This window comes from Enterococcus sp. DIV1089c, from assembly GCF_050530965.1.
Lineage (GTDB): Bacteria > Bacillota > Bacilli > Lactobacillales > Enterococcaceae > Enterococcus_B > Enterococcus_B hirae.
Map to the genome: position 1 here is coordinate 872,501 of NZ_CP172888.1, position 25,214 is coordinate 897,714.

25 protein-coding genes, 9 tRNA genes, 1 pseudogene and 1 riboswitch (1 of these 36 cut by a window edge) are annotated in these 25,214 nt (G+C 34.8%); of the genes and pseudogenes, 27 read left to right on the forward strand and 8 right to left on the reverse strand.

Annotated elements, in window-relative coordinates; translation table 11 throughout:
- From IGL30_RS04130 to yqeK, 12 genes are all read left to right on the forward strand, one after another.
- Nucleotides 1–24: transfer RNA gene (locus tag IGL30_RS04130), tRNA-Tyr, on the forward strand (it extends 57 nt beyond the left edge of the window).
- Nucleotides 25–30: 6 nt separating this feature from the next.
- A tRNA-Trp gene (locus IGL30_RS04135) sits at nucleotides 31–104 on the forward strand.
- Nucleotides 105–106: 2 nt separating this feature from the next.
- Nucleotides 107–179, forward strand: a tRNA-His gene (locus tag IGL30_RS04140).
- A gap of 9 nt (nucleotides 180–188) precedes the next feature.
- Nucleotides 189–260, forward strand: a tRNA-Gln gene (locus IGL30_RS04145).
- 37 nt (nucleotides 261–297) lie between these two features.
- Nucleotides 298–368, forward strand: a tRNA-Cys gene (locus IGL30_RS04150).
- A 21-nt stretch (nucleotides 369–389) separates the two neighbouring features.
- Nucleotides 390–474: transfer RNA gene (locus IGL30_RS04155), tRNA-Leu, on the forward strand.
- Nucleotides 475–535: 61 nt separating this feature from the next.
- Nucleotides 536–608, forward strand: a tRNA-His gene (locus IGL30_RS04160).
- Between the two features lie 9 nt (nucleotides 609–617).
- Nucleotides 618–689: transfer RNA gene (locus IGL30_RS04165), tRNA-Gln, on the forward strand.
- Nucleotides 690–698: 9 nt separating this feature from the next.
- Nucleotides 699–783: transfer RNA gene (locus IGL30_RS04170), tRNA-Leu, on the forward strand.
- Between the two features lie 762 nt (nucleotides 784–1,545).
- Nucleotides 1,546–1,845: an acyltransferase gene (locus IGL30_RS04175; RefSeq protein ID WP_260222131.1), complete on the forward strand. Its 300-nt coding sequence runs from the start codon at nucleotides 1,546–1,548 to the stop codon at nucleotides 1,843–1,845.
- Between the two features lie 228 nt (nucleotides 1,846–2,073).
- The gene (locus tag IGL30_RS04180) at nucleotides 2,074–2,559 is read left to right on the forward strand and encodes a hypothetical protein (protein ID WP_255318410.1); all 486 of its coding nucleotides are present in this window, start codon (nucleotides 2,074–2,076) and stop codon (nucleotides 2,557–2,559) included.
- A gap of 859 nt (nucleotides 2,560–3,418) precedes the next feature.
- Nucleotides 3,419–4,012: a bis(5'-nucleosyl)-tetraphosphatase (symmetrical) YqeK gene (gene yqeK / locus IGL30_RS04185; protein ID WP_088745820.1), complete on the forward strand. Its 594-nt coding sequence runs from the start codon at nucleotides 3,419–3,421 to the stop codon at nucleotides 4,010–4,012.
- Nucleotides 4,013–4,430: 418 nt separating this feature from the next.
- Here yqeK and tenA read toward each other — a convergent pair whose 3' ends face one another.
- The 5 genes from tenA to IGL30_RS04210 all read right to left on the reverse strand — a co-directional run bounded on the left by tenA (nucleotide 4,431) and on the right by IGL30_RS04210 (nucleotide 8,605).
- Entirely contained in the window at nucleotides 4,431–5,114 is a 684-nt protein-coding gene (tenA, locus tag IGL30_RS04190) for a thiaminase II (protein WP_123875167.1), read from the reverse strand.
- A 4-nt stretch (nucleotides 5,115–5,118) separates the two neighbouring features.
- On the reverse strand, nucleotides 5,119–5,766 hold the full coding sequence (thiE, locus tag IGL30_RS04195; protein WP_430618544.1) for a thiamine phosphate synthase: 648 nt from the start codon (nucleotides 5,764–5,766) through the stop codon (nucleotides 5,119–5,121).
- A complete protein-coding gene (gene thiM / locus IGL30_RS04200; protein ID WP_123875168.1) occupies nucleotides 5,741–6,562 on the reverse strand; it encodes a hydroxyethylthiazole kinase in 822 nt (273 codons plus the stop codon). The genes thiE and thiM overlap by 26 nt, the downstream gene beginning before the upstream one ends.
- Nucleotides 6,563–6,566: 4 nt before the next feature.
- Nucleotides 6,567–7,370: a bifunctional hydroxymethylpyrimidine kinase/phosphomethylpyrimidine kinase gene (gene thiD, locus IGL30_RS04205; RefSeq protein ID WP_088745818.1), complete on the reverse strand. Its 804-nt coding sequence runs from the start codon at nucleotides 7,368–7,370 to the stop codon at nucleotides 6,567–6,569.
- Between the two features lie 75 nt (nucleotides 7,371–7,445).
- Nucleotides 7,446–7,544, reverse strand: a riboswitch (TPP riboswitch).
- 113 nt (nucleotides 7,545–7,657) lie between these two features.
- On the reverse strand, nucleotides 7,658–8,605 hold the full coding sequence (locus IGL30_RS04210; RefSeq protein ID WP_088745817.1) for a sugar-binding transcriptional regulator: 948 nt from the start codon (nucleotides 8,603–8,605) through the stop codon (nucleotides 7,658–7,660).
- A 211-nt stretch (nucleotides 8,606–8,816) separates the two neighbouring features.
- Between IGL30_RS04210 and srlA the strand changes: the two genes are divergently transcribed.
- From srlA to IGL30_RS04230, 4 genes are read left to right on the forward strand one after another with little or no spacing between them, the layout of a single operon-like run.
- Nucleotides 8,817–9,350: a PTS glucitol/sorbitol transporter subunit IIC gene (gene srlA / locus IGL30_RS04215; protein ID WP_010737301.1), complete on the forward strand. Its 534-nt coding sequence runs from the start codon at nucleotides 8,817–8,819 to the stop codon at nucleotides 9,348–9,350.
- 24 nt (nucleotides 9,351–9,374) lie between these two features.
- Nucleotides 9,375–10,412, forward strand: coding sequence for a PTS glucitol/sorbitol transporter subunit IIB (gene srlE, locus IGL30_RS04220; RefSeq protein WP_010737302.1), 1,038 nt, complete (start codon nucleotides 9,375–9,377; stop codon nucleotides 10,410–10,412).
- A gap of 15 nt (nucleotides 10,413–10,427) precedes the next feature.
- The gene (locus tag IGL30_RS04225; protein WP_260222151.1) at nucleotides 10,428–11,240 is read left to right on the forward strand and encodes a zinc-dependent alcohol dehydrogenase; all 813 of its coding nucleotides are present in this window, start codon (nucleotides 10,428–10,430) and stop codon (nucleotides 11,238–11,240) included.
- Nucleotides 11,241–11,277: 37 nt separating this feature from the next.
- A complete protein-coding gene (locus tag IGL30_RS04230) occupies nucleotides 11,278–11,958 on the forward strand; it encodes an IS6-like element IS1216 family transposase (protein WP_002331383.1) in 681 nt (226 codons plus the stop codon).
- A gap of 22 nt (nucleotides 11,959–11,980) precedes the next feature.
- On the opposite strand, the gene IGL30_RS04235 is transcribed toward IGL30_RS04230, so the two are convergent.
- Both IGL30_RS04235 and IGL30_RS04240 read right to left on the reverse strand, forming a co-directional pair.
- Complete coding sequence (locus IGL30_RS04235) at nucleotides 11,981–12,811, reverse strand: DUF3440 domain-containing protein (RefSeq protein ID WP_409541748.1); 831 nt, start codon at nucleotides 12,809–12,811, stop codon at nucleotides 11,981–11,983.
- A gap of 73 nt (nucleotides 12,812–12,884) precedes the next feature.
- Nucleotides 12,885–13,097, reverse strand: a complete 213-nt coding sequence (locus IGL30_RS04240; RefSeq protein ID WP_353875688.1) for a hypothetical protein — start codon at nucleotides 13,095–13,097, stop codon at nucleotides 12,885–12,887.
- A gap of 202 nt (nucleotides 13,098–13,299) precedes the next feature.
- Here IGL30_RS04240 and IGL30_RS04245 point away from each other — a divergent pair, with 202 nt between their 5' ends.
- The 4 genes and pseudogenes from IGL30_RS04245 (at nucleotide 13,300) to IGL30_RS04260 (ending at nucleotide 17,917) form a co-directional block, all read left to right on the forward strand.
- Nucleotides 13,300–14,469 (forward strand): IS256 family transposase, encoded by a 1,170-nt coding sequence (locus IGL30_RS04245; protein WP_430618545.1) that lies wholly within the window; start codon nucleotides 13,300–13,302, stop codon nucleotides 14,467–14,469.
- A 300-nt stretch (nucleotides 14,470–14,769) separates the two neighbouring features.
- A pseudogene (locus IGL30_RS04250) lies at nucleotides 14,770–15,348 on the forward strand (peptidoglycan DD-metalloendopeptidase family protein); the annotation flags it as partial.
- A 248-nt stretch (nucleotides 15,349–15,596) separates the two neighbouring features.
- Entirely contained in the window at nucleotides 15,597–16,649 is a 1,053-nt protein-coding gene (locus IGL30_RS04255) for an FUSC family protein (RefSeq protein WP_053765601.1), read from the forward strand.
- Between the two features lie 1,028 nt (nucleotides 16,650–17,677).
- Nucleotides 17,678–17,917 (forward strand): hypothetical protein, encoded by a 240-nt coding sequence (locus tag IGL30_RS04260; RefSeq protein ID WP_081125613.1) that lies wholly within the window; start codon nucleotides 17,678–17,680, stop codon nucleotides 17,915–17,917.
- A gap of 40 nt (nucleotides 17,918–17,957) precedes the next feature.
- Here the strand turns inward: IGL30_RS04260 and IGL30_RS04265 are convergent, their stop codons facing one another.
- Nucleotides 17,958–18,776, reverse strand: a complete 819-nt coding sequence (locus IGL30_RS04265) for a MurR/RpiR family transcriptional regulator (protein WP_081125614.1) — start codon at nucleotides 18,774–18,776, stop codon at nucleotides 17,958–17,960.
- 163 nt (nucleotides 18,777–18,939) lie between these two features.
- Here IGL30_RS04265 and IGL30_RS04270 point away from each other — a divergent pair, with 163 nt between their 5' ends.
- From IGL30_RS04270 to IGL30_RS04300, 7 genes are all read left to right on the forward strand, one after another.
- The gene (locus IGL30_RS04270; protein WP_081123773.1) at nucleotides 18,940–19,629 is read left to right on the forward strand and encodes an N-acetylmannosamine-6-phosphate 2-epimerase; all 690 of its coding nucleotides are present in this window, start codon (nucleotides 18,940–18,942) and stop codon (nucleotides 19,627–19,629) included.
- Nucleotides 19,630–19,641: 12 nt separating this feature from the next.
- Nucleotides 19,642–21,144, forward strand: a complete 1,503-nt coding sequence (locus IGL30_RS04275; protein ID WP_081123772.1) for a PTS transporter subunit EIIC — start codon at nucleotides 19,642–19,644, stop codon at nucleotides 21,142–21,144.
- A gap of 12 nt (nucleotides 21,145–21,156) precedes the next feature.
- The gene (locus IGL30_RS04280) at nucleotides 21,157–21,636 is read left to right on the forward strand and encodes a PTS sugar transporter subunit IIA (protein WP_123875171.1); all 480 of its coding nucleotides are present in this window, start codon (nucleotides 21,157–21,159) and stop codon (nucleotides 21,634–21,636) included.
- A gap of 138 nt (nucleotides 21,637–21,774) precedes the next feature.
- Nucleotides 21,775–22,456 (forward strand): IS6-like element IS1216 family transposase gene (locus IGL30_RS04285; RefSeq protein ID WP_161349253.1). Its coding sequence is split into 2 segments (ribosomal slippage): nucleotides 21,775–22,164 and nucleotides 22,166–22,456, totalling 681 coding nucleotides; the frame shifts between segments, so codons are not numbered across the junction.
- A gap of 55 nt (nucleotides 22,457–22,511) precedes the next feature.
- A complete protein-coding gene (locus IGL30_RS04290) occupies nucleotides 22,512–23,447 on the forward strand; it encodes a 2-hydroxyacid dehydrogenase (RefSeq protein WP_123874889.1) in 936 nt (311 codons plus the stop codon).
- Nucleotides 23,448–23,488: 41 nt separating this feature from the next.
- Nucleotides 23,489–24,736, forward strand: coding sequence for an NAD(P)H-dependent oxidoreductase (locus tag IGL30_RS04295; protein ID WP_430618546.1), 1,248 nt, complete (start codon nucleotides 23,489–23,491; stop codon nucleotides 24,734–24,736).
- 15 nt (nucleotides 24,737–24,751) lie between these two features.
- Nucleotides 24,752–25,114: a PTS glucitol/sorbitol transporter subunit IIA gene (locus IGL30_RS04300; protein WP_088745323.1), complete on the forward strand. Its 363-nt coding sequence runs from the start codon at nucleotides 24,752–24,754 to the stop codon at nucleotides 25,112–25,114.
- Nucleotides 25,115–25,214 lie beyond the last annotated feature (100 nt).

Consider the following 25,214-nt stretch of genomic DNA (forward strand, 5'->3'; position numbering starts at 1 on the left):
GTGGTTCGAATCCACTCTCCTCCATTACATAGGGGCATAGTTTAAAGGTAGAACAGCGGTCTCCAAAACCGTTAGTGTGGGTTCAATTCCTGCTGCCCCTGCCATGGCGAATGTGGCGAAGTGGTTAACGCACCGGATTGTGGCTCCGGCATTCGTGGGTTCGATTCCCATCATTCGCCCTTCTTTATTGGGGTATAGCCAAGCGGTAAGGCAAGGGACTTTGACTCCCTCATGCGTTGGTTCGAATCCAGCTACCCCAGTTCTATAATTTCATTTATAGATTGAAAATAGTATAATGGCGGTATAGCCAAGTGGTAAGGCAGAGGTCTGCAAAACCTTCATCACCGGTTCAAATCCGGTTACCGCCTTAGTACTAATAAATTAAACTTGCCGGCGTGGCGGAATTGGCAGACGCGCTGGACTCAAAATCCAGTGCCCGTTGAGGGCGTGCCGGTTCGACCCCGGCCGCCGGTATTGACTAAGATGTACTCATCTTAGTTTTTTATTGAGAAATAAAATAACATTGTTTATAATGGCGAATGTGGCGAAGTGGTTAACGCACCGGATTGTGGCTCCGGCATTCGTGGGTTCGATTCCCATCATTCGCCCTTTCTTATTGGGGTATAGCCAAGCGGTAAGGCAAGGGACTTTGACTCCCTCATGCGTTGGTTCGAATCCAGCTACCCCAGTTTTTTTACGCCGGCGTGGCGGAATTGGCAGACGCGCTGGACTCAAAATCCAGTGCCCGTTAAGGGCGTGCCGGTTCGACCCCGGCCGCCGGTATCATAATGAACCCCTAATGTGTCTTACATTAGGGCTTTTCTTTGGCTCTTTGTCAATAAGAACTGATGCGTGGTGTAAAAAAAATCTGAGACAGAATGAGGTTCATTCTGTCTCAGATTTTTTTGTTATAGAGCCATTTTTTTTTTGAAGCGGACTATTGTCCTACTCTCTATACAGAAAATCATTCCACATCATGAAAAGAACCGTACCTACTGCCGTATAAGAAGCTAAAATGAATAGAGGTAATGAAGATGAAGAAAACGTTTTTCTATCTGATGATTTTTATGAGTTGCTATCGCTACTGCAAAGAGCAGAAAATGGTCATTATCATGGGTGAGGGTTCTACAGGGATTGAAACGTTAGATAACCTATGATTTTTCTGGCTTCTAGGTATAGTGAAAGTCGTTTTTACCCACTCATCTGTGTTTGAAATAATTCATCTAATCAAACTGAGCCAAGAAAATACAATAATGGTAATCATCTAATTTTAAAAAAATAGGGATCTATCTATTGTTTTTTTGAATACCTCAATAGTTTAAAATTGCTCCCGCTCTATACAATTATGAATTAAATGAATTGGACTTTAGTCTAATGTTTTTTACATTAATCAATACTATAATTAATATAGTATTGTGGATTTAAGAAATTAAAGAGGAAAGAGAAAATATAGATGTTAGAGTTAATTATCTCCAATTTTTTTTTGGTACATATTCTATTTTTATTTCTAGCCTATTAAAGTCAAATTTGCTTGTTGGAGGGATTATGGATAATAAGAATCAAAAACTATTTATTGCTCAGTTTATTGCAACAATTTGTGTTGTTGTTATTCATTGTGGAACCATTACTAATCACCCGATAGTGCATTTTTTTCTAAAAAGTATGGTTTGTCGTATTGCTGTTCCATTCTTTTTTGTAAATAATGCATATTTCTTTCGGATAAATAGTAAGAGGGAAGGCTATTCGAAGATGTGGCTAAGAAGAATAGTACGTCTATATACTATAGTGTTTTTGTTGTACATTCCGTTTGGTGTTCAACTGTTACAAGATACAGTTGATATTTAGTGGAATTTATGGTCAATATTATTGGCATTGGTAGTTAGTTTCCTATATACTGGAAGCTTCTATCACTTATGGTATTTTCCTGCTTTGATAAGTTCATTAGCTATAGTTAAATATATGTTTCAAAGATTTAGATATAAATGGGTTTTTCTGGTTTGTTTTTTATTTTTTTCTGTTGGTTCCCTTGAAACGTATTCCTTATTTATATCAAATCCAATGGTCATATCAGTTATGGAAAAATACTTTAATATTTTTTTTACTACAAGAAATGGGTTATTCTTTAGTCCACTCTTTATTTCCATAGGATTTGTTTTGGCTGATAATGTACATAATTTAGAAAAGCATCGAAAGTTATTAATATATGGACTAGTCGCTGCGTGTTTTTTAGGAGGAGTCGAAGGGATAATCACATTTTATAATCAAGGAATCGATAAGAATTTTATGTATTTCACAATCCCTTTTATTTTTAGTTTGTATGGACTGCTGGTTATTTCTAAAAGTAAAATCAAGAGTTTTGAAAATTTAAACTCCTATAGTAAGAATATATTCTTGTTTCATATGATACCTATTCAAATCTTTAATATGAGACATGGCGAAATAACACCTATAAATGGATTATTCCGCTTGATGTTAGGGGTGTTTGTTCCAATAAGTATTGTTTTGTTTTACAATAAAATTGTGAAACAAATATCAATTTTTTACAAAATTAAAATGTGAGATGAATTGATGCAGCATATTTGTTTGATTATGCTGAATTAGGGTCAAGTCAGCAATGTTGTTTTGAAATTAATCACTTAGTCAAACTGAACTAAGAAGATACGAGATGGGTAATCATCTAATTAAAATAATCAGGGTTCTAGCTAAACCTCAGCTTTGGGGTATCATAGAACTCCTAATGGATCTTACATTTTTGGTCTCTTTGTCAAATGATGTTGGTGAAGAGAAACATCAGAATCATTTGGACAGAAAGAAGAAAATTTCTTTCTGTTCTTTTTATTTGGTTAAAATAGTATTACCAGGACAGATAATGATTCGTCGTTTGAAATGATAAAAATTTCGAAAACCATAAACTATGGTATGAAATAATGAGGGAGAAGTAAGAAGTAGTTAGTCTCTAAGGATAAGCGATCGCCTGTGATAGCTGGGTTATTAATAGGTAGTATGATAAAGTATGAGTAACATATAAAGGATGGTGAATCATATGAAAGTTTTTAAGTTTCTCGTTAAAATGTTCTTAGCTGTAGTAATTCCTGCTTATGCCACTTATGGTTTGTTATCTGATAGGAATAAGTCAGACAGTAAGAAATCAAAACGCACTTAGATTGATTTGATGATTTTATTCGTTGTACCCTGATCCATGGGAATCGAAAAGCTAAAAAGGAGCAAACATCAATTTTTCATACTGCAAATCAGTCTATCTTCATTTTTCTTTTAGCTTTTTTCCTAAAATCATCTGAGCTGATAGGTGAAAGCTTAAAGGAGCAAAACTATCAGAGGATGGAATGATTGTCGAACTTTATTTTTGACCTTATTAATATATAATAATGTAAAGGCATTCATTGGAAGGTGAGTTAAAATGAAGAATATTATTGAGTATAAGATACCCTTTAGTTCTAAAAATATTGAAATACAAGTCAGAGAATTTTTGAATTATTATGGAAAAGATAAAACCGTCTTTCACTCGTATGAAGTAGCCAACAAGGCGAAAGAACTTGCAGAAAAATTTAACGTACCAAAAGATAAAGCCTATCTTGCTGGTTTGTTACATGATATTAGCGTAGTCATTCCTGATGATGAAAGGATAGAACTACAAAAGAGTTTAGGGGAGGAAGTTCTAAAAGAAGAAGAGAAACTACCTATGATTCTCCACCAAAAACAATCAGTATGTATAGCAAAAGAACTATACAATATCAAGGATAGAGAAATATTATCAGCTATTGAATGTCATACAACGCTTAAAAAAAATGCTTCTAGTTTAGATAAAGTTGTTTTCATTGCAGATAAGATTAAATGGGATAGAGACCATAGTGCTCCTTATTTAAAACAATTGAACAAAGCTTTAGACATCTCCTTAGATCAAGGGTGTAAAACCTATATTGAATGGGCTTTAACGGATATTTTCGTTTTACATCCTTGGTTAAAAGACGCAATGTGTGACTTAGGAATGTGAGTTTATGAGAAAATTCTATTTGGTTCAATAAAGAATTTGTGCTTTTTTATGATTATATTTTCGTCAGTTAATTTTATAGAGAGATTACTATTTTTTATGCCGAATGAGTGCAATCACCGATGAGGACTAGACAAACGGTCATTCTCAAAGCAGTAAAAGACATACACAATTTTACTTAGTAGTTTGGCGTGATCAAATAAGTTCTTTCAGAATGATGGGTTGAATAACTTCATCTTAGCGGTAGTGTGGTAGTTTTTTATAAAAAATCAGGACCGATAGAATACTCTATCAGTCCTACAATGATTGAGTTTTCGTCTGGTATAGAGACTAAAAGGAGAGTGTCCTAGACTTAACATGTTTTACTAGATCTGCTTTAAACGAAAGCAGAAGAAGTTGTCTACTGAGATCACTATACAATTTATTCTGATAATGGAATCAGATTCATTTCTTCATGATAAGACATTTCCCAAAAAAGATACTCAAATTCCAAACTGGAAATAAAAATTTGTTTTGTTTTTTGTTGGTCCTTCGCACTTTTCATTTCGACTAATTCATCCAACAGGTCAAACATCCACTCAAATGATTTTTCAAAACTAGGATCTGCATATAAATCAATCCAGGAGCGATAGGGGTTCTTTTCTAAACTCGATTGATATCGTTTTTTTAAACGACTCGCATAATCGTAATAGGTCCAAGCACAGGGAAGGATAGCTGCGATGATTTCAGCTACACCTCCACTATGGCCGATTGCTAGCATATTTGTTGTATAAGAGCGATTGTAAAAAGAAGGTTGTACGGTGTTAAATTCTTCTTTTTCAATAGCATAATCCAACATATATTGGCGATGTAAGTCAAGTTCTGTTGCTAGAATACTGTATTGTGCTTCCACAAAATGAAACAATTGATGTTCGTTGTCTGATTTGGCAGCAGCTAATGCGAATACTTTAGCATATTCAAATAAATACAAGTAATCTTGTAGTAAATAAAATTGAAATGTCTTTTTAGCAAGAATACCTTTTCCTAATTCTTGAATAAATGGATGATTAAATACTTTTTCCCGGCTGTCATAAGCTTCGATTTTTAAATTTTTTGAAAATGACATTGATTTACCTCCCAATCGTCTGATCAATCAATCCTAAAAGTTCCTGACTGGCTTTTTTGATATCTTTTTTTGACAAAATAGCAGATACGACAGCAAAACCTTGAATGGGAAGTGAGTGAAAAGCTGGGATTGTTTGCTGATTGATTCCACCGATCACAATGATTGGAAGCGAGATTTGCGCACAGATTTTTTCTAATTCTTCAGTTGTGACATGTATTGCATCTGGTTTGGTATCTGTAGGAAACATTGCACCGACTCCTAGATAATCCGCACCATTTTTTTCTGCTTCGATGGCTTCTTCAACCGTTTGTACTGAAACACCGATTAGTTTATCTGGTCCAAGATGCTTACGAGCTATATTTATAGGTAAGTCATTTTGACCTATATGGAGACCGTCTGCATCACATGCCAGAGCAATATCAAGGCGGTCATTGATGATCAAGGGAACGTTATATCTTTTGGTTAATCGTTTTATCTGTATGGCTTCTTCGTAAAACTTTCTAGAATCTAACTGTTTTTCTCGGAGTTGAACAGCAGTAACGCCTCCTTCAAGTGCTTGTGAGACAGCTTCTAGCAGTGTATTGGTAGTGAACAAGAGTGGATCTGTTACTAGGTAGAGCCGGTAATCAATCATCGAATGCAATATAGTCACCTCGTTCTGATAAGGTTTGATCCGTTAGTTTACTTATTTCATCTATTAAATGGGTGCGTAAACTACCTGTTCCTTTGTTTTTTGCCTTTTCAAAAGCTAATTCACCAGCAACTCCCATGGCAATCACGCTACTTACGGCTGCTTCAAAAAAATCATCGGAATAACCACCACAAAAACTAGCAATTAGAGAATCTAACATACAACCAGTACCAGTAACATGGCGCATTGCAGCACAACCATTTTTTACCTGCATCGTTCGAACACCATCTGAAACGATATCGATTGCGCCGGTTATGACGATGATACAGTGAAAAGAAGAAGCTAGTGTTCGTGCAATATTTATGACTTCAGTTTCTTTTTTTTGATTCACAAGCGAAGTGTCTACTCCTTTAGCTGAAGTTTGAATACCTGCTAGACAAAGGATTTCTGAATAATTTCCACGAATGACTGTAAAATGGATACTGTTTAATAACTTTTTAGTCACATCCATACGAAATTGAGAAATACCCACACCGACTGGATCGAATATGACCGGAATTCCATGCTTGTTCGCTTCTTTGCCAGCAAGAATCATCGAATCGACGGTTTGTTCATTCAAGGTTCCTATATTGAGAACGAGTGCATCCGTTTTAGCTGTTATTTCTGCTACTTCTTGAATCGCATCAGCCATTATCGGAGAACCACCAATAGCTAAAGTAATATTGGCACAATCATTGACTGTTACATAGTTCGTTAGGTGGTGAACCAACGGATTGCATGCACGAATCTGTTGGATAATCGTTTCGAATGATGACATAAAATTACTCCTCTTCAACGGTATTTTGGTAAAGCGAGTAGAAATGATTCGTAGGACCATGTCCTTGACCGATCGCCAACGAATGTTGGATTGCAAGTGTAACGTATTTCTTTGCTTCACAGACAGCTTGATCTAAGGATTTCCCTAGAGCTAATTCAGAAGCAATAGCAGAAGATAACGTACACCCTGTCCCATGAGTATTTTTGGTTTCGATTCGTTCTGCAGTAAAGTGATAGAATTTATTTCCATCAAAGAGCACATCGGTAGCTTCTCCAGATTTATGCCCACCTTTGATTAAAACAGCTGTTCCACTATTTTCGTAGATGGTTCGTCCGACTTTTTCCATATCTGCTATTGATGAGATCGTACATTGAGCAATTTTTTCTGCTTCTGGGATATTAGGTGTAATCAAGTTAGCTAAGGGAAGAACCGTCTGAATCAGTGTATCAATCGCAGTTGGCTCCATCAACGCATTGCCGTTTTTAGCGTACATCACTGGGTCTAAAACAATATTTTGTGGTTGCCATTTTTTTAAACTTTCAGTCACTGCAAGCATTGTTTCTTGGCTAGAAAGCATCCCAATTTTTACGGCATCGGGGAAAATGTCTTCAAAAACCGCATCCATTTGATCTTTGATGATTTGAGGGGAAATATCTTGGTAGGTCAATACACGAACCGTATTTTCAGCTACGACTGAGGTGATAACCGACATTCCATACACTCGATGAGCAGAAAAAGTCTTTAAATCGGCTTGTATACCAGCACCACCACTACAATCTGATCCTGCAATACTAAGCACTTTTTTCATCTGTAATCCTCCTTAAAATAGAAAAAGACATCCCCCTAGAAAGAAGAATGTCTCGTTTGTTTTGATTTCGCATCAACAAAAAGGACATTTGCTCCCTACGCTGGTATCAACCAAACAGGTTCAAAGGGTCAGGTTTTACCTTCTCAACGCAACAGCGTCCCCCTGCAAACAAAATCATATTTTATTACTTTTTAATCATAGCGGAAATAGTTAGGAGATTCAAGAGCAGATAAAGGAAATAGGTGAGAAGCGGAACTGCTCTTACGTAACTTCCGTTTTTGTTATTGCTAAATATCCATATGAATCAAGTGATCCGCAATGGTGTCGGTAGTAATGATGGAGTCAATCAGTTGATTTTTACAAGCATAATAGATTCCTTGCCATTTCGCATCATCATAAGCAATAGCGATGGTTTCAGGAATCGCTTTAAGCTCTTCAAGACTTAAACCAACCACATGCTTATTGATTGGATGATTTACTTCTTGACCATCTTTATCATAAAAACGGGAGTTGATGTCCCCAACTGCACCAATCCCTCTTAATTGTGCCATTTCTTTTTTATTAGTATACCCGATTTCTTCCATCGTGTTGAAATGATCAGGGGAGGAGATACCGACAAGTGCTAATTCGACTTTTTTGGCTTCAGAGAGAATTTTATCAATGTAGATATTACCTTCAAATTCTTGACGGATTATCTCATTAGAAACCAGTGCTGGAGTGTAAAGATATTTTGAAGAACCACGCGTCTTTCGAGCAAATTCATGGCAAAGTTGATTGGAGTGGATATCAAAATGATTATATCCCATGCCGCCGATTAATGGAATGAATGTTGTATCAGGATAATTCTCAAATGGAAATTGAGTAACTAAGCTTTTGATTGACTTTCCCCATGAAATCCCGATTGTTTTCGCAGCTGCAATCTTATCTTTTAAAGAGATTGATGCAATTTGTCCAACCATTTTCTCGATTTCTGGATAAGATAGATTAGTTGTGTCCACCACTTTAACAAAAGATAAGGCAAATTTTTTCTCTAGTTCGGTTTCTAATTCAATGGCATAGATATTTTCACTATTAATAAAAAATTCAATGAAACCTGCTTTTCGAGCATCAATTAACCATTTAGAAATGAGTGAACGAGAGACTCCCATTTTCTTAGCAATCTGTGCTTGTGTCAGACCTTCTTTATAATATAAAGTTGCTACTTTCACCATGTTTCTTTCTTCAGACTTACTCATTTTTTCCTCCAATTGATCGTTTCACTCCAGTTATTCATAACTGTCATACATTTAATAAAAAACATTTCCATTTTTAGTGTACTTTATTTTTTCAAAAAAATCAATTGACATTAATTTTGTCAAATGATATATTCTTGGTATGGTATCATATGACAAATGAATTGTCTTTTGATAAAAGCGCGCAATTTGATCTTAAAAGGAGGAATGGGATTTGAATTTTCTGGTGAAGTTGTCAGATGGCTTTATGGGAATGTTTCAAGCTGGAGCAGATACTTTTGTTGGATTTTTAACGACGATCGTTCCGCTGTTGATTTCTTTGATTCTTTTTGTAAACGCTCTAATAAAAATTATCGGAGAAAAAAGAGTATTTGGATTCATGCAACGATGTACGAAATTCACGTTATTACGCTATACATTGATTCCGTTTTTAGCGTGTTTCTTTTTAACAAATCCAATGTGTTATACATTTGGACGATTTTTAAAAGAAGAACACAAGGCAGCTTACTATGATGCAACGGTTTCAATGCTTCATCCCATCGTGGGATTATTTCCTCATGCAAATTCAGCTGAACTATTTGTTTATCTTGGTGTGGCAGCTGGCTTTGGTAAAGTGGGAAATCAAAGTGAATTAGGACTAAGGTATTTATTAGCTGCTTTTATGATTATCTTAGTACGAGGAATCATTACAGAAAAAATTGCTCGTTTCTTAACACAAAGAGAAGCAAAAAAAACAACAGAAGCATAGATGAAACTGAGAATGGAGGTAGAGATGGAAGCAAAAAAACTAATTATCCATAAAGGAAATGGTGGCTGGGGAGGACCATTAACCATTCCGTTAAATGATGAACGTAAAAAGTACGTTATCAGCGTAACCGGTGGGGGCATTCATCCCGTCGCTGAAAAGATTGCGGAATTAGCTGGGGTAACAGCGGTTGATGCATTTAAAAATCCAGTGGAAAAAGAAGAAACCTTGTGTGCAGTCATTGATTGTGGCGGAACAGCACGCTGTGGAACGTATCCAAGAATGAAGATCCCAACAATCAACGTAAAATTGCAAGCGCCTTCTGGGCCGTTGGCGAAATTTATGACAGAAGATATTTTTGTTTCAGGAACAACAATTACAAACATAGAAATTATTAGTGAGAGCGAAGCTGCACAAGTACATAATAAAGAAGATAAGAATGAAAAAACATCAAATATCAACACAAATAAACCGGAAACAACTACAGAAATAACAAAAGAAACCACTGAAAAGAAAAATCATAGCAATAAAAAAGGTGGGATTTTTGGCTTGATCGATACCATCGGACGTGGTGCGGGGAGCTTTATCAATATCATGTATCAAGCAGGGCGTGAAACGATCGATACCGTGCTAACAAATATTATTCCATTTATGGCTTTTGTTGCAACTTTGATTGGTATTATCAACTATACAGGAATTGGGGATATTATTGCGAAGTTTTTGTCACCTTTAGGCGGTAGCTTACTTGGCTTAGTTCTATTAGGTGCTATTACTAGTTTGCCGTTTTTATCTCCTTTATTAGCACCAGGGGCGGTGATTGCTTCGGTGATTGGTTTATTGATCGGAACAGAGATCGCTAATGGTACAATCCCGCCACATTACGCTCTACCAGCACTGTTTGCTATCAATTCACAAGTTGGCTGTGATTTTGCACCTGTAGGAATGACTTTGGGAGAAGCAAAACCAGAAACGATTTCTAATGGTGTGCCAGCTGTGTTGTTTTCGCGAATTTTAACTGGTCCGATCGCAGTTATCATTGCGTATGCCTTTTCAATTGGATTATAGAATAGGAGTGAAAAAATGCAACCTAAAAACATAACATTTGGCTATTTAGCTGAGAAGAAGAATGCAAAGATCAAGGAAATACCGATGCCTGAATTGGCAGAAGATGAATTGTTAGTAAAACAAGAAGCTTGTAACATTTGTACAACTGACTATCAACAATGGTTAGGACTTAGAGAACATCAAGGCTATCCTATGGCTGGCGGACATGAATGTTCAGGAATTGTCATAGCAAAAGGCAAAGCTGTCGGCGATACCTACCAGATCGGCGATCGAGTCAGTGTACTTTATGATTATTGTGGTTACTGTGATGAGTGTAAATTTGGTGAAATTACGAATTGTGAAAACAAACGGCAATTTGGAAAGAATTATTCAAAAGAGTTTTATGGGATTTTTGGATTTGCGAATTATTTTGTTCGTAAAGCCAAGAGCTTCGTCAAGATGAGACCAACTTTATCTGCCTCAGAAGCTGCTTTTGTCGAACCCTTATCCTCCGTCGTTCAAAATATGAAAAAATTACGAATAGTGCCTGGGAAAGAAACGATCGTGATCATCGGTGGAGGAACAATGGGACTTCTTAATGGACTAACAGCACGAGCAATGGGCGCAAGGGTCATTATTTCTGAGGTCATGCCTAAAAAGTTAGCTCTAATCAAGGAATTAGGGTTTGAAGCGATTGATGCAAGTCAAACCGATCCAGTCCAAAAAGTCAAAGAACTCACAAATGGGAGAGGGGCTGACAGCGTTATTGTCGCAGTTGGATCAACTTTGGCGATGAATCAATCCCTTGAGATGGTTCTGTTGCAAAGTTTTAAATCTACTATCAGATAAGGTAGAATAATAGAAAAAGATAGCAGGAGGAATGACGATGAGTCATTTTAAAGGAAAGCAATTTCAGCAGGATGTGATTATTGTAGCCGTGGGCTACTATCTTCGTTATAACCTTAGCTATCGTGAAGTTCAAGAAATCTTATATGATCGTGGCATTAACGTTTCTCATACGACGATTTATCGTTGGGTGCAAGAATATGGCAAACTACTCTATCAAATTTGGAAAAAGAAAAATAAAAAATCCTTTTATTCATGGAAAATGGATGAAACGTACATCAAAATTAAAGGAAAATGGCATTATTTGTATCGAGCCATCGATGCAGATGGTTTAACCTTGGATATTTGGTTACGTAAAAAACGGGACACACAAGCAGCCTATGCTTTTCTTAAGCGGTTAGTGAAGCAGTTTGATGAACCGAAGGTTGTAGTCACAGATAAAGCCCCCTCTATTACAAGTGCCTTTAAGAAACTAAAAGAATACGGCTTTTATCAAGGGACAGAACATCGTACCATTAAATACCTGAATAATTTGATTGAACAAGACCATCGTCCAGTAAAGAGACGCAATAAATTCTATCGAAGTTTACGCACTGCCTCTACCACGATTAAAGGCATGGAAGCCATTCGAGGATTATATAAGAAAACCCGAAAAGAAGGCACTCTCTTCGGGTTTTCGGTCTGTACTGAAATCAAGGTATTATTGGGAATCCCAGCTTAAATCATAGATACCGTAAGGGATTTTATTCTTTATTTAAAACTTTGCAACAGAACCGACAAGAAGTATCATTTTTTAAAATAGTAATACACATTCTTTTATAAGATGGAACTAAACGAAATTGTTTGATTGGTATGTCGTCTGGATAATCATAAAATTTGATACAATTATATTCTGTTTTGTATTTACGATTATTTTTTTGCTTTCCGAGATCTAAAAATGAAATACCACTTTCTTTTAATTCTTTCACAACTTCTAATGGTAACGCGCCTCCCTTATTTAACCAATAATTTTTAGAAGAATTAAATTTTTTTAGATAAATTTTTCTAGTTTTTTTAGGTAACGTTTGCAATAAGAAGTTAACATATTGTTTCCAAGTTTGTCCTTTAGGTAAAGAAATATTCCGATACCCAATTGCCTTAGATTTACCATAGATTGAAGAAAAGTTTACGCCATTTACTCGTCCAACCATTTTTCCCCATGTATTAGGCTCGATTGCTCGATATAAATTTAGGGCGTGTACACCACAATCATGGAATGGATTCGCTACTCTCATTTCTCCTAATGGAACTCCTGCTTGATAATATAAATCATATAATTTATTGTAATCCAATTTAAACTTACCATAAGCTGTCCAAATATCTTCTACTTTCCAATCATATAAAGGATAAAAATTAAAAATATTATGATAGATTCTATTACTATAGCGAATAGAACCAAACATCGTCATCGTGTTATTTCTGGTCACAGTTGCATACCGGTTTAAACTTTCTTGCGCACGTATCCCTATTAATACAGCTGTTCGATGAGCATTTATATTTTGATGTAACCACCGATTTAATTTTTGTTGAAACAAGTAATCTTTCATACCAATTTAAAAAAATCAAATGTATGATTCTCTAAAGTTATAGCATTTTCAGTAGGGGGATTTAACCAAAGCTCTTTTTTTCTGGATCCCAAGGTAACCATGTTGATTGATACATTGAAATGCCACAGGAAGCAGAAATCGGTAGACAAATATGGTAGTAATCAAATTCAGGATACTTACCCATTGTACGATTAATATATTGTGTTGTATGTTCATAACCACCTTCATAATCTAAATGATAAGCTGAAATAATCACAATAATTTCTTGGAACAATAGCCAGATTATTTCAAGTTAGAAAAGAATCAGTTTAGTGGTATTTGTTCTTAAAATAAAAACATAGACAACATGTTTGCTAAACATCTAATCTTCTATATAATAATCGAGAGTGTAAAATATTTTGTGTAAATAGAAAAAAGGAAGTCCCTTCTGTAGAATAGAGTTACCACAACACATTCACAGAAAAGAGGACTTCCATATGAACGATTTTACTACAGAAATTCTAAAGACTCTAGCGAACAAAGGCGATTTGAATGAATTATTCCGTGTCCATTTGGAAAAAGCTGTCAATACGCTTCTCAAAACGGAGTTAACGGCTTTCCTCGATTACGAAAAGTACGATCGCATTGGTTTTAACACGGGTAATTCTCGTAACGGCTCCTATGACCGTACGGTCAAGACCGAGTACGGGGAACTTCATCTCCAGATTCCGCGCGACCGCAACGGCGAGTTCAAGCAACAGACTGTTCCTGCTTATAGACGGACGAATGATACCTTAGAGGAGACCGTCATTCACCTCTTCCGAAAAGGTATTACCATGTCGGAAATCGCAGACTTGATTGAGAAAATGTATGGGCATCACTACACGCCCCAAACCATGTCCAACATGACTAAAGTGCTGACTGAAGAAGTAAATGCATTTAAAGTTAGAACTCTAAATGATAAGTATGTCGCTATTTTCATGGATGCTACTTATATTCCTTTAAAAAGACAAACTGTTTCAAAAGAAGCAGTTTATATTGTAATTGGCATTCGATTAGATGGAACCAAAGAGGTTCTTGGGTTTAGTCTTGCTCCAACTGAATCTGCTTATGTTTGGAAAGAGATTCTTCAAGACCTAAAAGACCGTGGTTTAAAAGAGGTTTTATTAGTCGTAACTGATGGTTTAAGTGGCATTAACGATAGTATTCATAGTGTTTATCCAAATGCTCAATTTCAACAATGTTGTGTCCATATATCTAGAAATATCGCTCATAAGGTTCGTGTTAGTGATCGACAAGAAATCTGTAGCGATTTCAAATTAGTTTATCAAGCAAGTTCAAAAGAAGAAGCAAATAATCAAATAAGGTTTATGATAGATAAATGGAAAAAGCAGTATCCACGAGTGGTTAAATTGCTCATGAATCCTGCTATATTAACCTTTTATAATTTCCCTCCGTCAATCAGAAGAACTATTTATTCAACTAATTTGATTGAAGGTTTTAACAAACAATTAAAGAAATATACCAAAAAAAAAGAGCAATTTCCTAATGAAGAATCTCTGGAGAGATTTCTAGTATCTCAATTCAACAACTATAATCAAAAGTTTCTATGCCGAGTTCATAAAGGTTTTAAAGAAATACATGATACATTAGAATCAATGTTTTAACTTAATCAACAGAATGGGCTTTTCCATTTACACATAATTCTTGACGCAACCTAATAATCATATTATTTATATAGTATTAGTTATAGCAAGATACTTTTGTCCTTTATTGCTAGAGTGTCTTGTGACCAGCCAACCTTATCAGTCTTTAAAAAATTTTTATAATCTATTAATTTCATGTGATATGTGGACATATACAAAAAACTTTTTATAATCTTTTAATAGGTATAAAAAATGAAGGAAAGGAAGAAAATTTGTAGATGAAGAAAACAGGTAAACTATTGTCTGCTTTGTTGTTATAAAGAGGGCTTAACAGGAAATAGACACTTTTACGATGGCGTTTGGAAAACGAATACGAAAACCTATCACGAAGCAACGAAATTTTTGACAGGACGTTACGCGACAGATACTAGCTACGATAAAAAATTAAATGTTCTAATCGTGACCTATGATTTTACTATGTATGATAAAGAAGTAGCAGGGCCACAACTAAATAAAGAAGGGTATCTCGTACCAGTCAAAAACTATACGATTTCTAGTCCATTTGGTAATCGTGGAGGAGAATTTCATCGAGGATTAGATTTAGCAGCAGCACAAGGCGATCCAATCTACGCTAGCAAGGCAGGAAGGGTTATTAAAGCAGAGTTTCACCCCTAATGTGGCAATTATGTAGCCATCGAACATGAAGATGGTACAACGACTTTATATGCGCATCAACAAGAATATCAAGTCAAAGTTGGCGACAAAGTAAAACAAGGACAAATTATTGGTTATGTTGGCTCGACAGGAAACAGTACAGGTAGTCACTTACATTTTGAATTATGCTTAGATCACAGTTTAAACCAATCACAATTGATTGATCCAGAAACAATCTTATTCTAAGAAATATTCTAATATTGATTTTCTGAATAAGTTGAGTACAAAAATTATAAAAAGTTATGTTGAACAATTAAAAATTAGCAAAAGAAGTATAACGTATAGTAGTTTTGTTTGGTTGATAAGAGAGATTTACGTAAGTGAAAAATTAATTATATAAGTATTCTCTATTTCCCAAAAAACTCTTACTTCAAGTATTTATAACTGCTAGATTTAGTTAAATAATTAGCAGTATTAGTAAGGAGGTAGAGAAAATGACTTTTTATCAATTACTACAATTAGATCCTTTAATACTTAAGCAAAAAATAAAAAGTACAAAATCCAAGTATGATCGTAGAAAATATATTTTATCCCTAGTTCTACGTTCATTTTTGATTGTTGGTTTTGCTATCTGTGTGATTGTTTTGTCTACGAAGTTTTTTGGTGAATCCAATAAGCCATATGCTATTGTCTTTTTCTGTATGATGCTTAGTCTAAGATTCGTTGACTTTGGGTATAAATACGCTCAATCAATTTTAGGATTGAGTGTTGTCTTTGGTGCATTGTTTGTCGCACCATTTGTCCATTTATTACCAAATTTTACTTTGCAAGTATTGTCGCACTTCCTTTTACTAGGAGGAATACTAATTGCTACTTTAAGTGATTCCAAAATGGGAAATCCGTCATTATATGGATTTTCTTATATATTTGTTGTTTATTCGACAATAACAGACCAAATAACGAAAAAATTATTGAATGATCGTCTTCTTTTCTTTGGTCTCTTTTTTCTTATATTTTGGTGGATAATTTATCACAATCATCGCAATAAGCACAAAAAAAAGACAATGTTCAAGGCTTTAAAAGAAAAGAGTGTTTCATTGAAAATTTGGTTGTTTTCCTATGTATTTTTCATTAGCTTATTATTGTCTGTTAGTCAGTATCTATCTTTTGAACGATTCATGTGGGTTGGGTTTGCCTTTTCCTCTTTATTTGCGAGCTATGGATTTTCAATAATTGATTTGAAAACACGTGCAACCGACCGTTTGCTAGGCACAATTATTGGTATATTTTCTTTTATTCTATTAAGTATGTATTTACCAATTGAGATACTTAGTTTATTAGGTGGTATTTGTTTAGGATTTTGTTCTAGTTACCGTTATAAAACGGTTTTTAATTGTATTGGTGCGTTGACGATAGCTAGTCAGATGTATGGAATTCCTCAAACATTAGCAATGCGGTTTACTTATAACTTGTTAGGTGTAAGCTTAGCTATTTTGGGAATTTGGTTTGTAAAAATGTTGTTAAAGCAAAAAAACATTGTGAAATAGGCTAATTGATAAAAGAGCTTGCTCATATCATATAGTAAGTATAATAATTATTCTAATAAAAATAAGGATAGAAAATAAATTTACATTATTATCTTTTTATATAATTTATTTTTCAATCGCGATTGCTTGATCCAGAAACAGTCTTATTCTAATGAATAGGGCTGTTTTTCGTTCTCCATATTATTTAATTGATATTTAAGAAAATAAATAATTTGAAGTGAAAGAGCAGTTATACCTATAGCCACACATTCAAGTAACCATGATTTTCTTCTAACTGTGTTAAAAGGCTTGTGCCATCAAAAGATAACATATCAGTAAATTGTAGAAGTAATGTGAAAAACAGCAATACATGAGTAAAAAAGTCTTTCGAAATATCAAGTATCTTATAGACTGAAATAATATTTATTTTACTTAAATGTACTAAAGTGAGCCTGATAGCGTGAGCAATTATGGATAAAATAAAACTAATAATTATTATTGTGATAATTGTTAGCGATTCAGATTTTATAGGAAATATAAGAGTAATATAAATGCTTGAGATTATGCTTATCAACGAACAAATGTAATTTATACAAATAGAAAAAATAAGACTGACATAGACAAATAGATATTTTTTAGAAAATAAATTAGAAAGTTGTGACAACATGTGTATGAGAATAGAATAATTTTTTTTCATTTTATACTCCTTTATTTGTAATATATAGTGTATGGCTTAGTTAAATTATTTTATTGTTCACTCAGTATAGTTCTAAAATAGATATAAAATAATTGACAATCTAACTTGTTTCATTGTTTAAATTTGTTGATTGTTGATTTTTCGGTTGTAACTCTTATATTCTCTAATATGGAAAAACATAGTATCATATCATTAATATAGTATCTCTCGTAGTAAGTGGATTTGTAAATGTGATTGTGGTCAATGGTGTCTCGTTCAATATGGAAATTTAATCTGTGGACATACAAAAAGTTGTAGTTGTTTAAAAAAGCAAGATTCTAGAGTAAAAATCGATGGAACCTTTGTAGAGTCTTTGATAGCAAAACGTTCAAAAAATAATCAAAGTGGAATAAAAGGTGTTTGCCATTTAAATAATAAATGGGTTGCATATATTAATTTAGCTGGGAAAAAATATAATTTGAGTTTGTATAAGAGTCTAGAAGATGCAAAAAAGGCAAGAGAAAAAGCGGAAACAGAGTTATTTTTACCTATTATAGAAAAATCATATAAACAAAAAAATTATGATATTAAATATAAAAAGAACATCCATTAAAAGATGTTCTTTTTATATTTTACTGGTATAGATCTTAGGCTTATTCAATTCTTTTATCAATAATGGAGCGTAAAACTTTTTCTCTCAATTCAACAGAATCAATATTATATTTTTGTTCATATCTTTGCACTAATAAATCACAAATATAAAGTTGTGAAATTTTTCCAGCTAAAGAACCACCATTTAAAAATTCTTCAATTGCTGTTTGTAAAACCAAATCAGCAGATTGACCAATTGGTGAATGGATATAATTGGTTATTGCAATTATTTTTGAATCATTTTTTTTTGCAATTTTCAATGAATCGTAGGTATCTTTCGTTTTTCCAGATAAAGAGAAAATAATTACTAGATCCTGATCTGTTAATAAGGAAGCAACTTGAGCTTGAAAGTGTGGATCTAATACTGCTTTTGCTTGCACACCTACTCGTAAAAACATACTTTCTAGATCGAGACTTGTATTTCCACTGGAGCCTACTCCAAATAAATATAAATTCTTTGCTTGTTTAATCATTTGAACTGCGTTATCCAGTTTATTTTCATCTAACAAACGAATAGTTAAATGTAAAGCATCTATTAAAGTATTAGCAATTTCATCATAATATTTCTTACTACTAGGTTGTTCTTTTTGATGACTAAAATCTTCTTTTGCAATTTCAATTTTCAAATCAGAAAATCCAGAAAAACCAATTTTTTGACAAAAACGAATAATCGTTGCATCACCTACTTTAGTATTTTTCTTAATATCATTCATTGTACTATAAATAATAGTTTTACCAGAATTCAAAATAAAATCTGCGACTTTTTTTTCAGATCTCGTTAGTAAGGGGTAGTGCTCTCTGATTAAATAGATATAATTCATACAAACTCCTTTGCAGTTAAAATGTTTTCTCCATTATACTCCATTTTTCTTTAAAAAAACTCCGGATTTATCCTTTTTTAACTTTACATTTTTGAAAGCGGATGCTATATTGTTTTTTGGAGGTATTATCCAAAAATATAATAAAAATGGAGTGTTTAGGATAATGAATAAACAAGAGTTTTTAGAAGCGATCTCAGATGGTTTAATCGTTTCTTGTCAGGCATTACCTGGTGAAATATTTTATAAAGAAGAAAAGAGTCTTATGCCTTATTTCGCTCTAGCCGCACAAAGAGCAGGAGCTGTTGGTATACGTGCAAATTCTGTTCGTGATATTTTAGCAATCAAAAAACAAGTTGAATTACCAATGATTGGAATTATAAAAAGAGATTATCCACCAGAAGCTCCTTTTATTACAGCAACTATGCGAGAAGTGGACGAGTTGGTTGCTACTGGTGTAGAAGTGATTGCTCTCGATTGCACATTAAGAAAAAGACATGATGGTCTATCTATCAATGATTTTATAAAAAAAATAAAAGAAAAATATCCTCATCAGTTATTGATGGCAGATATATCTAACTTCGAAGAAGGTAAAAATGCTTATGAAGCGGGGGTGGATTTTGTTGGAACTACTTTAAGTGGTTATACCGAAGAAAGTAAAAAGCTATATGGACCAAATTTTGAACTTATTAAACAATTAGTTGAAGCTAATATTTGTGTAATAGCTGAAGGTAGAATTCATACTCCAGAGCAAGCAAAAGAAATAAAAGAATTAGGAGTTGCAGGTATTGTTGTGGGTGGGGCTATTACCCGACCACAAGAAATTACTTCAAGATTTATTAAAGCATTAAGTTAGGGGGAAAAGGAAATGTTTAAAAAATTCTCACAATTAGGTCGTGCATTTATGTTACCGATCGCTATATTACCAGTGGCCGGGCTACTATTAGGTCTTGGAGGAGCGTTGACAAATGAGAGCGCTATAAATGCTTATCCAATTTTAGATCAAACTTGGTTGCATACTATTTTAAGCATCATGAGCTATGCTGGAAATGCAGTTTTTGCAAATCTAGCTTTAATTTTCGCAATCGGAATTGCAGTGGGACTTGCAAATGGAGACAAAGGAACAGCTGGGTTAGCTGGAGGTGTAGCTTATTTAGTCTATACTGCAACAATTAGTGGATTTCTTGAACTATTTTCAGCAAAAGGGGCAACACTTGATACAGGAGTTGTTGGGTCAATTGTTGTGGGGGGAACGGTTGCATTCTTACACAACCGATATAGAAAAATAGAACTTCCGCAATTTTTAGGGTTCTTTGGAGGTTCAAGATTTATCCCTATTGTATCTAGTTTAGCTGCAATTGTTATTGGATCTTTTTTCTATTTAATTTGGCCACCAATTCAAAATGGTTTAGTGGTTGCTGGAGAACAAATTGCACAGATGGGTAGCATAGGTACTTTCCTTTATGGATTCTTACTTCGGTTAACTGGAGCTGTCGGGCTACATCACACAATTTATCCTTTGTTTTGGTACACTTCTTTGGGGGGCACAGAAAATGTTGCTGGTGCAACAATTGCGGGGGCACAAAATATTTTCTTTGCACAATTAGCTGATCCAAATCATACAGGCTTATTTACTTATGGTACTCGCTTTTTTGCAGGAAGATTCGCAACAATGATGTTTGGATTACCGGCAGCTTGCTATGCAATGTATCGTGCGATTCCCAAAAATAATCGTAAGAAAAATGGTGGACTTTATTTTAGTGGTGCTCTTACTTCTTTTTTAACAGGAATTACTGAACCTGTAGAGTATATGTTCTTATTTGTAGCTCCTTGGCTTTATGTGATTCATGCATTCTTAGATGGGCTATCTTTTTATTTTGCGGATATCTTAAATATTCGTGTAGGGAATTCTTTTTCAGGCGGTTTGATCGACTTTTTATTATTTGGTGTACTTCAGGGGAACGACAAAACTAATTGGTTAAAACTTATTCCTTTTGGTATTGCATGGGCGCTTATATATTTCTTTGTTTTTACATTTTTCATCAAAAAATTCAAGGTGGCTATTCCTGGAATGGAAGAAGAATCGGAAGTTCATCCTAAAAAAGCAGTAAATAAAAATACATCATTACGTGAAGAATCTCTTACAATTATTGATGCCCTTGGTGGGAAAGATAATATTGAGTCTGTTGAAGCTTGTGCAACTCGTTTACGTGTTGCTGTTACGAACGGGAAAATTGTTCAAAAACAAACAATAAAAGCCATTGGTGCGACTGCTGTCTTCGAAGTAAAGGGCGGTATACAAGCTGTTTTTGGAGGGAAAGCTGACTTATTAAGTCAAGAAATCAATCAAATATTAGGAAAAGATAAGTAGGAGGTATTTTATATGTTTGAGATTTTCAAAAAGAAAAAACAAGAAGAATTTTATGCACCTTGTTCTGGAAAAATCATTTCCATCACAGAAGTAAATGATCCTGTTTTTTCACAAAAATTATTGGGTGATGGGTTTGCTATCATACCTGATAATACAAAAATTTATGCTCCGTTAGCTGGTCGCGTAACAAATATATTTCCTACTAAACATGCTATTAATATAAAAAGTAACTTAGGAATTGATTATTTGATCCATATTGGAATTGATACAGTCGAATTACAAGGAGAGCCTTTTTCAATTTGTGTGAAAGAAAATGATGTAGTTACTTCTGAAACTTTACTAGTTGATGTAGATTTTGAAAAAATAATAAAATCTGGAAGAGACACTTCTGTTATAGTTGTTTTTCCGGAGAAAAATCAGTTTAGTGATTTAATAATAGATAATGGTCGAATAGATAATGGAAATCTATGTGGAAAAATCACGCGTATATAAAAAGCTGTCTGTCAAATTTGGCTAGTAAGAGTTTAGATAAAATAAGGTTGAGGATGAAATTAATGGTTCTGTTGCAAAGTTTTAAATCTACTATCAGATAAGGTAGAATAATAGAAAAAGATAGCAGGAGGAATGACGATGAGTCATTTTAAAGGAAAGCAATTTCAGCAGGATGTGATTATTGTAGCCGTGGGCTACTATCTTCGTTATAACCTTAGCTATCGTGAAGTTCAAGAAATCTTATATGATCGTGGCATTAACGTTTCTCATACGACGATTTATCGTTGGGTGCAAGAATATGGCAAACTACTCTATCAAATTTGGAAAAAGAAAAATAAAAAATCCTTTTATTCATGGAAAATGGATGAAACGTACATCAAAATTAAAGGAAAATGGCATTATTTGTATCGAGCCATCGATGCAGATGGTTTAACCTTGGATATTTGGTTACGTAAAAAACGGGACACACAAGCAGCCTATGCTTTTCTTAAGCGGTTAGTGAAGCAGTTTGATGAATCGAAGGTTGTAAGTCACAGATAAAGCCCCCTCTATTACAAGTGCCTTTAAGAAACTAAAAGAATACGGCTTTTATCAAGGGACAGAACATCGTACCATTAAATACCTGAATAATTTGATTGAACAAGACCATCGTCCAGTAAAGAGACGCAATAAATTCTATCGAAGTTTACGCACTGCCTCTACCACGATTAAAGGCATGGAAGCCATTCGAGGATTATATAAGAAAACCCGAAAAGAAGGCACTCTCTTCGGGTTTTCGGTCTGTACTGAAATCAAGGTATTATTGGGAATCCCAGCTTAAATCATAGATACCGTAAGGGATTTTATTCTTTATTTAAAACTTTGCAACAGAACCCTTGAAAGATTTAGCCACAAAAGGAATTTCTGTAGACATCAAAGAATGGCGACATTCTGATTTAGATAGTCTGCAAAAAGATAATATCAAGGTTGAAAAACAAGGGTGTGATGCAGTCGAATTACCAGAGTATCTCTTAGAAAATATTGAAGAGTATCAGTGGATCATTACTCAATTTGCACCGATTGGTAAAAAAGTGATCGACCGAGCAGAAAATCTGGAATTAGTTGGCGTACTGCGAGCAGGTACTGAAAATATCGCTGTTAGCTATGCCGAAGAAAAAGGCATTGCTGTTTATAATACTCCTGGCAGAAGTAAGACCAGTGTGTCGGAATTTACTGTCGGTCTGATTTTAACAGAAATACGCAATATCGCACGGGGAAATCAAAAATTAAGAGAGCATCAGTGGCAAAAGTACTATCCTAACGGGCTATTAGCACCAGAATTAAAAGAGTCAACGATTGGGTTAATTGGTTATGGCGAAATTGGCCAACGAGTTGCTCATTTGTTACGACCTTTTGGATGTAACATTCTTTTCTTTGATGATTATTTTGATGGTACGTCCCCTGACACCCAAGTTAGTTTAGAGGAACTGGTGGAAAAAGCAGATATCTTTTCGATGCATTATCGTTTGACCCCTCAAACAAAACACATGATCAATGAATCGCATTTCAAAAAAATGAAACCTTCTGCTATTTTCATCAATAGTGCCCGTGCTGGATTAGTCAATGAACAAGATTTGATCCAAGCATTAAGAAACAAAGAAATTACTGGAGCAGCAGTGGATGTTTTTGAACAGGAACCATTACCTGCAGATCATCCTTATCTAAGTTTAGAGAATGTCACGATCACTCCGCATATTGCGGGCTCGACAATTGGTAATTTTGCCAATTCGCCTAAAATATTAGTGAACCGAATCTTTAGAGAATATTTATAAAAAACACATAAAAAATTGAATGAGTGGAGGAAATACATAAGATGACTTTATATGGTGAATTACAATTAAGAGAAAAAACAGGTAATCCAATCAAAGTGGGAGTAATTGGTGCAGGACAAATGGGCAGGGGAATGATTGCACAAATAGCGTCAATTCCAAGGATGATCGTAACAGGGATCAGTGACTTGTCCCTTGATTATGCACAAAAAGCGAAAGAAACGTATCTAGCTTCGGCAAAAGTTAAAAATGATGTCCTTATTTCAACAGATGCTAAAGAAATTATTCACTCTGATTGGAATGAAGTAATCGTAGATGCTACTGGTGTACCTGAAGCAGGATCAAAAATTGCGCTTGAAGCGTTATTAGCAAAAAAACATCTTGTCTTATTAAATGTTGAAATCGATATCACTATTGGACCTTTGATGCATAAACTCTATGATTCAGCAGGGTTGATCTATACAGGATCAGATGGCGATGAACCTGCAGCAACCACCGAATTATTTGAATTTGCTTCGTCTATGGGGATGGAAGTCTTAGTTGCGGGAAAAGGGAAGAATAATCAATTGAATATTTCCGCAAATCCGGCAACTGCTGAAAAAGAAGCTCAGAAAAAACAAATGGCTCCTCATATGCTAGCTGCTTTCCAAGATGGAACAAAAACAATGGCTGAAATGAATCTTTTATCAAATGCGATTGGCTATATCCCTGACAAGGTAGGTATGCATGGTTTGAAAGGGGATCTAGATTCTGTCATTACTTCGTTAGATTTAAAAGAAAATGGTGGGGTCTTATCTCAATTTGGTGTAGTGGAATATGTGGATGGTTTAGCGCCAGGCGTCTTTGTTATCGTTAAGGGGCAAAATAGCGAAGTAGCTGAAGAAATGAATTACTTGATGAAGAAAGGGGAACGGGATCATCATATCTTATATCGCCCGTATCATTTAGCAAGTTTAGAAACACCAATTACGATTGCAAAAGCTGTCTTACAAAAAGATCATGCCATTGTTCCATTAGGCGCCCCAATTTCAGAAACCGTTGCGGTAGCGAAAAAAGATATTCAACCTGGAGATCATTTAGATGGAATCGGTGGTTTTTGTGTCCGAGGAGTACTTGAGACCCACGAAGAAATGAAGCGAGAGGGACATATCCCGATCGGACTGATCTCTGGAGAAGTAGTAGCAAAACGTTTTATACGGGCGGGTTCTTTCTTAACTGAAGATGACGTTGAACTAGATGCCAGTACCACTGTTTGGCAGTTACGTCATTTACAAGATACGACGTTATCATAGAAGGAGGAGAAAACCATGCACACAACAAAGATTGTTGAGGTTGGTTCTTTAGTGGAAGAATTTGCGGCAGAGTACTTAATGATTCTTTTCGGACAACAGGTACCACCTGAATTAAAAGACATCTGTGTGGTCCATGACAATCGTGAAACGGCTAAAAATGTCATCAAAACAGGGGATATACTGACCATCGGCAACCAAGAATATCAAATCAAAGAAGTTGGCAGTGAAGCCAATCATAACTTTGAAACCCTCGGTCATATCTCCATTTATTTCCGCACAGGAGAAAACGAAGTCTTGCCAGGAGCAATCGTTGTAGAGCCTCAAATCTTTCCAGAGTTTGCGATTGGAGATACCATTCGATTTGGAGAATCACAATAAGTAGTCGCTAGTTGTTGAAGAACGGCTGGGATTGTTCCTGATCGTAGTAAAGAACTAATGTGTTTGATAGTATATCGATAACTGCTAGATCAGAAGAAAA